Genomic DNA, 12,933 nt, shown 5'->3' on the forward strand with positions numbered 1-12,933 from the left:
GCCATGCACTACGCAATTCATGAAGGCACCTTCGAACTGCCGGACGCGGCGCTTGATCGTACGGTCAACATCCTGATGATGAACGCCGGCCCCGGCGGCCTCAATCTCGTGATCGCTCGCGGGCGCTTGCGTGACGGGGAGAATCTCGACGCGTTCGTCGCGCGCGAATGGGAAGTGGCGTCGCGCGATGCCAGGATGCTGACCGAGAAAGCACGCCGGCCCGTGACGGTGGCGGGTCGTGCGGGCGTCCAGATCGATTCCACGCACGAGCGGGACGGCCGGCTCTGGCATCAGGTGCAGACCATGTTTCCGTCGGACGACGCCGGCCGCGTGCTGGTGATGACGTTGACCAGCGCGGCACCGCTGACCGATGAGCAGCAGGCGATCGCCGACCGCATGCTGGCCAGTTTCCAGCCGCGCGCGGCGCGACCGACCCTGCTCGGGCCGGGTGACGCGTCGTGAGCGCGGAAAACTTCGCGGCCGCTCGCTTCGAAGATCCGATCCAGCACACGTCGTTTCTGGGTGAACTGGTCGGTACGGTCGGGTCGGTGGTCGGCGGCGCCATCGTCGGGGCATTGGTGGCGGAGGCGATGGAGGGGCTGATATTCGCCGGCCTCGCCGCGCTCGAGATCGGCACGGCCGGGCTGGCGACGCCGCTCGTCATCGCGATCGGCGTCGGCGTGGCCGTTGGCTCGGGCGCGCTGATGGAAGCGAGCGGGATGAACGAGGCCATCGACGACGGCGCGAAGGCGCTGGCCAATTCGATGGTGCCGCCCGAGATCAAGGGCAAGATCGCGAGCGGATCGGGGAACGTTTACGTCAACAACAAGAAGGCGGCGCGGGCGGCGAAGCCGGGCGATCTCGATACCGTTGCGTGTACCGATCATCCTGGGCCGCAGATGATTGCCGATGGGTCGGGGAGTGTTTACATCAACGATCAACCGGCCGCGCGGGTCGGCGACAAGACCACTTGCGACGGAACGATTGCCGAAGGTTCGGACAACGTTTTCATCGGCGGCGGCACGCAGCGGGTGAGGGACGTGAAGTCGGCAACCCGGCTCGGATGGCTGGGGGCGGCGCTGGGTATTGCGCTCGCGGTTTGCGGGCGCGGGAAGATGAGCTGGGGGCAGTTCCTGAAGAGCAAGGTGCCGTGTCTTGCGGTGAATTTTGCGGCGGGTGCGTTCGGTACCTGGCTGGGTAGCCTGGCGAGGCCGTCGGCAGGGCATCCGGTCAACGTCATTACCGGCAGCAAGGTTCTCGACGGCACGGACGATACAGACTTCGTACTGCCCGGGCCGTTGCCGATCGTGTGGCAGCGTTTCTATAGCAGCCTCGATGATCGTGCCGACAGCCTGTTCGGGGCGGGATGGAGCGTGCCGATCAGCGTCGAACTGCGGCTCGCGCGTGAACACGGCGAGGTTCAGTCGATCACTTACTGGGACGAGCAGGGGCGCGATATCGTGTTCCCGGCCGTGTCGCCGGGTGAGAGTCACTTCAGCGTGCCTGAAGGCATTTACCTGATCTGCACCGAGGGTGGCCACTATGTGGTCGAGACGGTCGATGGTGTGTATCGCGATTTCGGTCGTGCCCGGAGCGATGCGGGTAACGAAACGCTCAAGCTGTGGCGTCTCGAGGATCGCAACGGTAACTGGATCGAGGTGGAGCAGGAAGCGGCCGATGAGGTCGTGCGGCCGGCACGACTGCATGACAGCGCTGGTCGCGTCGTGGCGTTCGCCTACGACAAGTCGCACCCTCGACGCATCGCCGCGATCGAGCTGACGCGTGGCGTGGACGGTGAGCAACCCGACACGCTGGTGCGTTACGCGTACAACGATGCTGGCGAGCTGGTTGCCGTTACCGACCGCAGCGGCTATATCGCGCGACGTTTCGCGTACGAGCGTGGACTGATGGTTCAGCACACGTTGGGCGGCGGCTTGCAGTGTTTCTATGCGTGGGAGGGTGTTGGGCGCGATGCACGTGTCGTGCGCCACTGGACCAACGACGGCGAAGCGTATACGTTCAACGCGGATCTCGCGCAGCGTACGGTGACGATCACCGATCAGATCGGCCGCGTGACGCAGTGGACGTGGAACGAGGATCAGCAGCCGACGAGTCATACGGATGCCGAAGGCCATGTGTGGCGGTTGGAGTGGAACGCGAAGCGGCAGTTGGTCAGTACGACTGATCCGGCAGGGAACACGACCCGCTTCGAATATGACGAGCGCGGGCGGCAGACGCAGCGCATCGATGCACTCGGTCAGGTTGAGCGCACCGAGTGGAATGGGCACTACGACCTGCCCGTCGCGGAAACCGATCCGGCCAACTCGCGCTGGATCTACCGCTACGACGATCGCGGCAACCTGACGATGATGCGCGATCCGGCGGGCTTCGCGACCGAGTATCACCGGGATGAACGCGGGTTGGTACACACGATCCGCGATGCGCGGGGTGGTTACAAGTTCCTCGAATGGAACGGCCGCGCGCAGTTGACCTCGTACACGGATTGCTCCGGCAAGGTCACGCGGTTTGCATACGATGCGCGGGGTACGCTTGCGCGCGTGACCGACGCGATGGGCCAGTCCACCGTCTATGAAACGGATGCGATGGGGAGGGTCACGGGGATCGGGACGGCCGACGGTGCGCGCCAGATGTTTCGATACGATGCGGCCGGGCGGCTCGTTGAAGTTGTCGATGCGAACCAGCGCAGCACGCGCTATGAACTTAATCCGCGCGGATTGCTGATAGCACGCACGGATGCGGCTGATCGTGTCGTGCGATTCGGGTACGACGATGCGTTCCGGTTGGCGAGTTTGACCAACGAGAATCGCGAGACGTATCGGTTCCAGTATGACCGTCGCGATCTGGTTTCTGCGCAGATCGGACTGGATGGTCACAAGCGTACGTACGAATATGACGTGTGCGGCCAAGGCACGAGTGTCCGGGATGGACAGATCGAGACGCGATATGAGCGCGACGCGATCGGTCGACTGACGGCGAAGCAAGCCGCGCATGAGCGGTGTGAATATCTGTACGACAAGGCGAGCCGAATCACATCCGCCGAGTTGTACACGCTGGCTGCTCGCGGCCCGTCGCTGAAGAATCGGGTCAGCTTGAAATACGGCGCTCGCGGTGAGGTCGTCGAGGAATACACACCGACTGGCTGGCTCGCGCATACCTATGATGAACTCGGCAATCGCGTCAGCACCACGATCTCCGGTGAGCGCACGATCGACTGGCTGCATTACGGGTCGGGACATGTGCACCAGATTCGCGTTGACGGTGCTGCGGTCGCCGACATGGAACGCGATGATCTGCATCGCGAGGTGCTGCGAACGCAGGGCAAGCTGACCAGTCATTTCGGATACGACGCGGTAGGCCGTCGCGCGCGGCACGCTGCGCAGCGGGGCCATGCGGCTGATGATCTGCTCGCCAAGCAGTGGCAATACGATGCCGCGGGCGACGTGATCCAGAAGCGCGATCAGCGTTATGGCACGACGAACTATCGGTATGACCCGACTGGTCGCATTGAACAGGCGGCGGGGCCGGGATTGCCGTCGGAAGTGTTTCGCTGGGATGCGGCGGCTAACCTGGTGTCGAGCGATCATCCGGGTGGGTACGTCGAGCACAACCGGCTCAAGATGTTCGAGGACAAGCGCTTCGAATATGACGTTTATGGTCGGCTGGTTCGCAAGGTGAGTGGGCATGGGCCTGCTAAAGAGCTGGCGCTTGAATACGACGATTGGAACCAGCTCAAGACCGTCGTAACGAAGGACCGGCTGGGGATCGCGACGACGCATTTTGAATACGACGCGTTCGGTCGGCGGATTCGGAAGCTCAATGGCAGTTACGCGAGTACGGATTTCCTGTGGGATGGCATGCGGTTGGTGCAGGAGACGTATCACGACCGCCAGGGTGAGGAAGCGCTGACGTACTTGTATGAGGCTAATAGTTATGTACCGCTCGCACGGATCGATCAGGGCAAGCCGGCGGCTAACGATGCCGATGTACGGGATGCGGTTTACTATTTCCACAACGATGTTTCGGGGTTGCCGGAGGAGTTAACCGACGCAGGTGGAGATCTGGTCTGGCAGGCACGCTACAAGGTATGGGGCAACGCGGTGCAGGAGGAGTGGGTTGCGAGGGTGTCGCACCGGCCGGATCCTGCATGGAGGGAGGTGCAGGCTGCGGTATTGGCACCGACTCACGCTCCACGGCCGCAAAACCTGCGTTTTCAAGGGCAGTACTTGGATCGAGAGACGGGCCTGCATTACAACACTTTCCGGTATTACGATCCTGACATTGGGAGATTCGTCAATCCAGACCCCATTGGTCTCGCCGGTGGAAACAACTTGTACCAGTACGCACCGAATCCGGTTTCCTGGATCGATCCATGGGGCTGGTCTTGCTCTAGCGATGCGAAGGAACTGGCGGAAAACCTTCGCAATAGACCCAGTGTTGACTATCGAGCCCACCACATTGTTATGTCTAACTCGAAAGATCCGAGGATGATTGCTCTAAGACAGCAGATGGAGGATTTAGGTATTCCGCTGAACGGAGCAAAGAATGGTGCGTGGCTACCCAAAGATGCCAACTCACGTCTTACTGGAGACTTGTCTACTGCTCACTCAGGAGAGGGTGTTCACAGTGATGCGTATAAGCAGTATGTTTTCGACAACCTGATCAATGCGAAAACCAAACCTGAGTTCATCGCCGGACTGGATGATCTCAGAAGTGACCTAAAAGGCGGAAAAACTTTCCCCACGAAGCGATAGGTGAGTAATGCAAAAGGATAGTCTCGTTAAATTGCTTGCCGAGTGTGACGGCGCGTACCCAAGATTTCTCCAAAAAGCTAAAGAGAAGACTAAATCACAGAAGTGGGGGACGGGTGTTGGTGTGCCATGGTCCCTCGAGCCATATCGCATGGAAATGCTGGGAATCAAGCCCGGCCGGATGTTGAAAGGTGAGTCGGAACCCGGCCCTCGGCGATATTGCTATTCGTATGATGATGAAGGGCGAGTCATACACGTAGTTAAATATGGCAAGCTGATTGGACCTGCTGATAATCGAGATTGGATTCGTTCCGATGAATTTTATGAATATTTCGACGGTTTCGTGATGCGATACGTATATGATGATACGTTTCGCGAGGATCCGGATTCTGAAATAACGCGCATTGTCAAATTTGCCATCGTTGACGATAAAAATTCTGTGGCATTTCAGATTGAAAAAGATGATCTGGAATATACGGAGACGATTTATTCTCGGGCTGCCACTGGAGGTATCAAAAATATTACTGTTCACTGGCCAGAAGGCCCTTTCCCGGATCGCGTACTTGAGGTAGTCGGAGAGGGGGCGGAGGTGGAGATTTTTGAGATCCGAGACAGAGTAAAATTACCAGTTTATCCTGAATCTTAAGTTTATAAATATAACCTATTCCGCTGTCGCGAGATCTGTTTGGTGCGCCGCCCACCGCTTGTGCTGGTGGCATCGAGTGATCTCGCATTTCCCAGGAACATCTCGCTGCGAACGCAGGGCAAGCTGACCAGTCATTTCGGATATGACGCGGTAGGCCGTCGCGCGCGGCACGCTGCGCAGCGTGGCCATGCGGCTGACGATCTGCTCGCGAAGCAGTGGCAATACGATGCAGCGGGCGATGTGATCCAGAAGCGCGATCAGCGTTACTCATCAGCGATACTATGGGACTAATGCGCTGCATCCATATTTGCCGAATGCGCATCCAGTCAATCCTGTAAATAGAGATACATTTAATCTGGACCGGGAGGCATATTGGCAACAACGTGCTGCCGCCGAGGTGGAGCGAAGAAAATCTGTTGGACGATGTGGAGTTTGATATGTTAACAAATAAGGCTATTTCATTTTTCAAAAGTAAGAATTGGTGGTTTGATAACGTTGAACCGACATATCGAGATGCTCTTTCGAGAATTGGCATCGATATAGCATCGGACTTTTCTCAATTTTACCTGCACGTCGAGGATGGTCCGACATTTGTGTCGAAAAATGGTGAGATATATCAAATCTGTTGGTTTTTAAATAATTCTGATTGCGCTGGCAGGTTGAGGATGACTCGTGAGGCTCTTAAAATACCGGAGCCATATATTCCATTGGACTCGTTTTCTGGAGAGAGGGGGTATTTTTATAATACAGAGACTGGCGAGGTTTTTGATCTTGGTTTGGGCGATAGTCTAAAGCAATTTTTGAGTGGGAATCTCAATCCCCGGTGGGGTGGGTTCAATGAATTCATTGAATGGTTTTTTGATATTTAATTTATGGTTATTTTAAGTTGTATGAATTTTTGATGAGGGTGATTTTCGATTTTAGGCTGTATTGAGATTCGTGCCATTGTGTGTGGGTCGGAAAAATGCTAACCGACAGGGTGTATTCTGGGCGTTCGATCTAAGATATTCAATTGTCGAACGATCATCCGGGCGGGTACGTCGAGCACAACCGGCTCAAGATGTTCGAGGACAAGCGCTTCGAGTATGACGTTTATGGGCGGCTGGTTCGCAAGGTGAGTGGTCACGGGCCTGCCAAGGAACTGGTTCTTGAATACGACGATTGGAACCAGTTGAAGACCGTCGTGACGAAGAACCGGCTGGGGATCGCGACGACGCATTTCGAATACGACGCGTTTGGTAGGCGGATTCGGAAGCTCAATGGCAGTTATGCGAGTACGGATTTCCTGTGGGATGGCATGCGATTGGTGCAGGAGACGTATCACGACCGCCAGGGTGAGGAAGCGCTGACGTATTTGTATGAGGCTAATAGCTATGTGCCGCTTGCGCGGATCGATCAGGGCAAGCCGGTGGCTAACGATGCCGATGCGAGGGATGCGGTCTACTATTTCCACAACGATGTTTCGGGGTTGCCGGAGGAGTTGACTGACGCTGGTGGCGAGCTGGTTTGGCAGGCACGCTACAAGGTTTGGGGCAACGCGGTGCAGGAGGAGTGGGTTGCGCAGGCGCCGCAGCGGCCGACAGCCGCCTGGGGCGAAGTGTCGGTGGTCGCGCCGACGCCAACACACGTACCGCGACCACAGAACCTGCGTTTCTAGGGGGCAGTATCTGGACCGCGAGACCGGGTTGCACTACAACACTTTCCGGTTCTACGATCCAGACGTCGGGCGATTCATCAATCCGGATCCGATCGGGTTGATGGGGGGAACGAACCTCTATCAATATGCGCCAAGCCCAATAAGCTGGATCGATCCTTGGGGACTGTCGTGTGGATCAATACCGGAAAAGGCGAAGGATTCTTTGGATTGGTCCAGAGTCAATCCTAGAACGGGGGAAACTGCGATAGATCATGTTCCGGGTAGAACGGTGCCGCATGGTGTTTTTGTAGATGATCCAATTGTTACGAAAAACAAAGCATGGGATATAGCTGTTAAAGATGGAATGGCTCCAACGGTTGGGCCAAATGGAAACTGGATTTATGATGTTCCGTATCCTGAGGCAGGTCTGCAAGGGAGTATTCCGGGAAATGCTGCAGGAAATCCAATACTGAATGCCGTGAGGATGGTGACAAACCCCGGTGCAAATCAAGTCATTACGTCGTTTCCGAAGTGAGGGTTTGTGGAAATTAAATATTATGTTGTTGTGGCTTATGATGCCGGGTTTGGTCGCGGTGATGAACTTCATCTTCTTAAGATTGGCGATGACCGCGTTATAGGTTATTCATCGGAATTCGACATTTGTACTGTGGATATTGCTGATGCATGTGTTGCGGAAAGAGTCGGTCGGGCTAAATGGTTTGCCTGGGATGAGGGCTGGGAGTGGCGTGCTGCAAATCTAGAAGAAATAAAAAATTTGGGACTGGCTGGATATCTTATTGGTTCAAAGAAGGATATGAAAGTCAGCACGAAGATTGATCCGCTGTAAGCGATACGCGGGTATATTCGAAGACTTGTGCGTTTCGTTGACTGATTCGAACGTAACGGCATCTGGGAGAAGATTTTGTTATTTTTTTAAAACTGGAAAATAACCGCGCTCGAAAGTAAAGGATTTTGAGAGATTGAGGTTCCTCGGCGGATGGCTGTGATGGTTTCGGCTATATGCTTGGGTTGAATAATGGTATGGTTGGTCAGAGTAAGTCGTATGATATCCTCGAAAACTTATCTTAAGATCAAGAATAAATTTGTTGATTTCCATGCGTTTGATGGGGAAATTCAAGATCCTAATTACATTGAGGGGGCCATTGAGCTCTCGGTGGGTGGAGTCGTTCTTCTTGATAAGTCAATGTGGGATTGTGTTGACCAACTGTGGGCATATCTGACTGAAGGTTTGGTGTGCGTTTCGCGAGGGAAAGAGTTTAAGACTTATTTTCCAGATCAACCTATCGAGATAAAATTCGATATACGCGGCGGTAGTGTGGTATTTTCTGTAACCGTGCATGAAATCATAAAGGTGGTTGTGGATCGATTTGAATTTGTCTCCGAAATGAAGCGATTCGCAATCGAATTTTTTGAAGATCTGAAGGGTAAAGGTGAAAGATTTGGTGCCATCTCGGATTTTTATCTGGATAAACTGAATTCGATCTAATCCTGTAGGTGAAAGGGGCTTGATCGGTCAAGCAAGCTGTAATACCGAGTCGGTTCGTGCTTTATGTGTAGTGATTTGGTCGAAATGAAATGCATTATCGGTGTCGTTTTGATGGCGCGGCAGTTGCGGACATCGAACGGGATGATCTGCATCGCGAGGTGCTACGGACGCAGGGCACAGTGCCCGTGCGTCGTGCATAGATCCGGTGGCTGGTTCGCAAGCTCAGTGGGCATGGGCCGGCTAAAGAGCTCATGCTTGAATACGACGATTGGAACCAGTTGAAGACCGTCGTGACGAAGGACCGGCTCGGAATCTCGACGACGCATTTCGAGTACGACGCGTTCGGTCGGCGGGTCCGGAAGCTCAACGGCAGTTATGCGAGTACGGAATTCCTGTGAGGCGGCATGCGGTCGGTGCAGGAGACGTATCACGATCGTCAGGGCGAGGAAGCGCTGACGTACTTGTACGAGTCCAATAGTTATGTGCCGCTTGCCCGGATCGATCAAGGGAGGGCCGCGGCTAATGATGCGGATGTGCGCGATGCGGTTTACTACTTCCGCAACGATGTTTCGGGGTTGCCGGAGGAGCTGACTGACGCTGGTGGCGAACTGGTTTGGCAGGCGCGCTACAAGGTTTGAGGCAACGCGGTGCAGGAGGAGTGGATCGCGCGGGCTCCGCAGCGCTCCATACCGGCGTGGGGCGCGGTGCAGGAAGCAACGCCGACGTCTGCCCATGTGCCAAGACCACAGAACCTGCGTTTTCAGGAGGGAGTATCTGGATCGGGAGACAGGGCTGCATTACAACCTGTTTCGGTATTACGATCCGGATACTGGGCGGTTTATTTCCCCTGATCCGATCGGGTTGGTTGGCGGGCTGAACCTGTATCAGTACGCGCCTAATCCAAATTCATGGATCGATCCTTGGGGATTATGTCGGACTAGCCCGAAAATTAATGCAGAACATGTCTTTCACGGAGAAATAAAAAATCGGGGAATTCCACCACGAAGGCAGTATTGGTCATGTTGGAAATGCTAGGGTGACAGGAATGACGTCACCAGCGAATGCTCAAGGAATTTATAGGGGCTGGGTTGAGATATTTGATCCGAGCAGTGGTGCACGGGTTGCTAAAGGGCCGGAGTCGTCGTTCTTCCCGAAGTCGTGGAATCGCCAACAAGTAATGTCGAAAATCAGGGGTGCATTTTATAACGGTTTGGTTTCATCCAGCGGAAAATGGGAAGGTATTTCCTCAAGTGGTGTGCGTATTGAGAGGGGTAAATAGGGGTGGCGATATTAATTCTGCTTATCCTATATGCTAATCAAGTGAAAATGAAGGTATATGTTGATGAGCGTGGCTTTCTCCATGCGGAGGTGCCCAATAGGGGCGAGATTCTCGGTGATTTCCTGTCGGGAGATATTCAATGAGTACACAGATCAATTCATGTGGATAGACGGAATCAACAATTTCAGGGCTTATCTGGAGGAATGGAAAAAATACTTGCTTGATTCGAAATCATTAAAAAAATGATGGGACTCTGTTGTAACCCGATGTGATTGCAACGGAGGGGTTGTCGGCAAGCTGAGCGGACACGAGCCCTCCAAAGAGTTTGTTTTTGAACTCGACGCGCGCGGCCGCCGAATCAGCAAGATCAATGGCAGCTCGGGCAGCCTCAGCCGGCCGCCCGAGCCCATCACCAGGCAATATTGCAAGACGACCGCGACGTCCCCGCCCCGCCGGTAGCTGTGCAATGCGTCCCCGCTCCATTGTCATAGAACGTCCGCGTCTCCGGCTGCGGCACGGACGGATCGAACGGATTCGGCGCACCATGCGGCCCGCGCGGCGCGTCGTACGGCCGCTGCGCCGCATACGATCCGCCACTCCCCGCCGGCCGTGAGCCATTCGCCCGCAGGTATTCATTCCAGTTCTGCTCACGCTGCTCGTATCCAGGCACCGCGCGGCCAAAACTATCGCTGCCACCCGCCCCGAGCGCGACCCGATTCGCGGGCAATACCAAATCGGGTTCGTGCTCCGACGAAGGCGGCGCTGCCACAAGCGCATTGCCCGTTACACGCAACGGCCGCGTATCCGGCGTATCGAACGGACTACGTTCCACGGGCGCGGCGTACTGCGAGCGGCGGCGGTTCATGCGTGCCGTATGTCCATCATCGCGAATGGCAGCGCGCCGTTCGGAACGAAAGACATTGGCACCGGCCGACCGATCGGTCAGCGTATCGCGGCCGGACGCATTGGCGGTGGAAACAGAAAGCGCGCACGCGATCACGGCGGCGGAAGATAAGCGAAACGGATGATTCATGAGCGATCCCAATCAGGTGATGTGCAATGAAAAAAAACGGCAGATCACTGGCTGGCGGCTGGGCGACGGGCGGGCGTTGAAGTGGCCCTGAAGCGACTGCGAGGCGCGGTGGACGCGTCTCGCAGGAAGGCTGGCTGGATTGCAGAGGCGAATTCGTATTATTTCACATTAATGACAATTACCTTTCCAATCGACGAAAACCGTCGGCAAACAGAAGGCTTGAGCGCTTCCACCCAACGCACTGTAATGGTGCTCGCAAAATCAATCATCAGTCGATTGAAGAACGACGATGCGCCCCTTTACGGCCCCACCACACCCCACGAAAAATCGCCTATCACCCAATCCCAATCCCGACAAGGCACGGCGCCGAAAAACCCCCGCCAATAGCAACCGGATTGCACTCCCAGCCTCCACGCGGCGCCCCCAAGGTTGCGCCGTCATTGCTACCGACTGTCACAACCTCTCTACGTGTTTTCCCTCGGTAGACCGGCATTTTTGACAGACGATTTAAAAACGCCCATATAATTTCGACTGCCTTGCCAACGGCTGTCGGACCACCCCTCCGATCAAGCGGTTTGGCAAGCGGGGCAGGCGAAACGCTTGCGCAATGCAAGACGCATCACGATGTCTTTCCGAACCAGACGTCCCCTTCGGGGACTGCAAGAGCCGGGCCCCGCTACGCAACATTCCGCTGGAGTTCCGTCTTCTATGTGTCTCGGGCGTGTCCCATGTCCTCGCCCCGGGTGCTGTTCGATTGCGCAAGTCATGCCGCCTTTGCCCGTATGACTAAACAACATCGAGGAGCTCCCAGATGACGCTGTCCCGTCTTACGTCCATTTCCGTCGCCGCCGTGCTGTTCGCCGCCGGCGCGGCCACCGCGCAAGCGGAAACCGTGAAGATCGCCATCGCTGGTCCGATGAGCGGCTCGGTCGCCCAATACGGCGACATGGTGAAGGCCGGCGCGCTGACCGCGATCGAGCAGGTCAACGCAGCAGGCGGTGCGGGCGGCAACAAGTTCGAAGTCGTGATGATGGACGACGCATGCGAACCGAAGCAGGCCGTCGCTGTCGCCAACAAGATCGTCAGTCAGAAGATCAAATACGTGATCGGCCACGTGTGCTCGGGGTCGACGATCCCGGCCTCCGACATCTACGAGAACGAAGGCATCGTGATGGTCACGCCGTCGGCCACCGCACCGCAGCTGACGGAAGGCAAGAAGCGTCACTTCATCTTCCGCACGATCGGCCGTGACGACCAGCAAGGCCCGGCCGCCGCGCACTTCATCATCAACAACGTGAAGCCGAAGAAGGTCGCGGTGCTGCACGACAAGCAGTCGTACGGCCAGGGCATCGCGTCGTCGGTGAAGAAGGACCTCGAAGCCGCGAAGATCCCGGTCGTGCTGTTCGAAGGCATCAACGCCGGCGATTCGGACTACTCGGCGATCATCACGAAGCTGAAGTCGCAAGGCGTCGATTTCGTCTACTTCGGCGGCTACCACCCGGAAATGGGCCTGCTGCTGCGCCAGGCGCGCGAGCAGGGCGTGAAGGCCACGTTCATGGGGCCTGAAGGCGTGGGCAACAAGGACGTGACGGCAATCGCCGGCCCGGCCTCGGAAGGCATGCTCGTCACGCTGCCGGCCGACTTCTCGGCCGATCCGGCCAACGCAGCGCTCGTGAAGGCGTTCGCGGACAAGAAGCGCGATCCGAACGGCCCGTTCCAGATGCCGTCGTACGCCGCGGTGAAGATCATCGCCGACGCGATCGCCGGCGCGAAGACGACCGACCCGACCAAGGTCGCCGCGTACATGCACAAGACGACGTTCGACACGCCGATCGGCAAGGTCGCGTATGACGCGCAGGGCGACCTGAAGGCGTTCAAGTTCGTCGTGTACACGTGGCACAAGGACGCGACGAAGACCGCCGCCAAGTAATACGGAGTACCCGCCCACGCATCCGCCCTGTCCGAAACCCGGACGGGGCGGGTGTGCATTCGCGCCGCGCGTGTCCCCAGTGCGCGGCCGGCAGGCGGCCCGAGACGACACCGTGCGTTGCGCGCGGCCGAAT

13 protein-coding genes are annotated in these 12,933 nt (G+C 56.7%); 12 read left to right on the forward strand and 1 reads right to left on the reverse strand.

Going from position 1 to position 12,933, the window contains the following annotated elements:
• The first annotated feature begins 3 nt into the window (after positions 1 to 3).
• From E9536_RS18390 to E9536_RS42120, 11 genes are all read left to right on the forward strand, one after another.
• Entirely contained in the window at positions 4 to 462 is a 459-nt protein-coding gene (locus E9536_RS18390) for a DUF1795 domain-containing protein (protein ID WP_059497124.1), read from the forward strand.
• Positions 459 to 4,772, forward strand: coding sequence for an RHS repeat-associated core domain-containing protein (locus E9536_RS18395; RefSeq protein ID WP_136470346.1), 4,314 nt, complete (start codon positions 459 to 461; stop codon positions 4,770 to 4,772). Before E9536_RS18390 ends, E9536_RS18395 begins: the two co-directional genes overlap by 4 nt.
• Before the next feature lie 7 nt (positions 4,773 to 4,779).
• The gene (locus E9536_RS18400; RefSeq protein ID WP_124671650.1) at positions 4,780 to 5,415 is read left to right on the forward strand and encodes a hypothetical protein; all 636 of its coding nucleotides are present in this window, start codon (positions 4,780 to 4,782) and stop codon (positions 5,413 to 5,415) included.
• Positions 5,416 to 5,831: 416 nt separating this feature from the next.
• Positions 5,832 to 6,284, forward strand: a complete 453-nt coding sequence (locus tag E9536_RS18405) for a hypothetical protein (RefSeq protein ID WP_211097468.1) — start codon at positions 5,832 to 5,834, stop codon at positions 6,282 to 6,284.
• Positions 6,285 to 6,427: 143 nt separating this feature from the next.
• The gene (locus E9536_RS18410) at positions 6,428 to 7,072 is read left to right on the forward strand and encodes an RHS domain-containing protein (RefSeq protein ID WP_247873462.1); all 645 of its coding nucleotides are present in this window, start codon (positions 6,428 to 6,430) and stop codon (positions 7,070 to 7,072) included.
• A gap of 28 nt (positions 7,073 to 7,100) precedes the next feature.
• The gene (locus tag E9536_RS42105) at positions 7,101 to 7,586 is read left to right on the forward strand and encodes an RHS repeat-associated core domain-containing protein (protein ID WP_247873463.1); all 486 of its coding nucleotides are present in this window, start codon (positions 7,101 to 7,103) and stop codon (positions 7,584 to 7,586) included.
• Between the two features lie 6 nt (positions 7,587 to 7,592).
• Positions 7,593 to 7,898: a hypothetical protein gene (locus E9536_RS18415; RefSeq protein ID WP_136470347.1), complete on the forward strand. Its 306-nt coding sequence runs from the start codon at positions 7,593 to 7,595 to the stop codon at positions 7,896 to 7,898.
• 216 nt (positions 7,899 to 8,114) lie between these two features.
• Positions 8,115 to 8,558, forward strand: a complete 444-nt coding sequence (locus tag E9536_RS18420; protein WP_136470348.1) for a hypothetical protein — start codon at positions 8,115 to 8,117, stop codon at positions 8,556 to 8,558.
• A gap of 251 nt (positions 8,559 to 8,809) precedes the next feature.
• Positions 8,810 to 8,956 carry an RHS repeat domain-containing protein gene (locus tag E9536_RS42110; RefSeq protein ID WP_136470349.1) on the forward strand — a complete coding sequence of 49 codons (147 nt, stop codon included), beginning with the start codon at positions 8,810 to 8,812 and terminating at the stop codon, positions 8,954 to 8,956.
• 6 nt (positions 8,957 to 8,962) lie between these two features.
• Positions 8,963 to 9,196 carry an RHS domain-containing protein gene (locus E9536_RS42115; RefSeq protein ID WP_247873464.1) on the forward strand — a complete coding sequence of 78 codons (234 nt, stop codon included), beginning with the start codon at positions 8,963 to 8,965 and terminating at the stop codon, positions 9,194 to 9,196.
• Between the two features lie 94 nt (positions 9,197 to 9,290).
• Entirely contained in the window at positions 9,291 to 9,593 is a 303-nt protein-coding gene (locus E9536_RS42120) for an RHS repeat-associated core domain-containing protein (protein WP_230961138.1), read from the forward strand.
• A 653-nt stretch (positions 9,594 to 10,246) separates the two neighbouring features.
• Here the strand turns inward: E9536_RS42120 and E9536_RS18435 are convergent.
• Positions 10,247 to 10,870: a hypothetical protein gene (locus E9536_RS18435; RefSeq protein ID WP_136470350.1), complete on the reverse strand. Its 624-nt coding sequence runs from the start codon at positions 10,868 to 10,870 to the stop codon at positions 10,247 to 10,249.
• A gap of 811 nt (positions 10,871 to 11,681) precedes the next feature.
• Between E9536_RS18435 and E9536_RS18440 the strand changes: the two genes are divergently transcribed.
• Positions 11,682 to 12,800 (forward strand): branched-chain amino acid ABC transporter substrate-binding protein, encoded by a 1,119-nt coding sequence (locus E9536_RS18440; protein ID WP_027789675.1) that lies wholly within the window; start codon positions 11,682 to 11,684, stop codon positions 12,798 to 12,800.
• Positions 12,801 to 12,933: the final 133 nt, after the last annotated feature.

Origin of the sequence: Burkholderia sp. LS-044, from assembly GCF_004803625.1 — a bacterium.
GTDB classification, from domain to species: domain Bacteria; phylum Pseudomonadota; class Gammaproteobacteria; order Burkholderiales; family Burkholderiaceae; genus Burkholderia; species Burkholderia cepacia.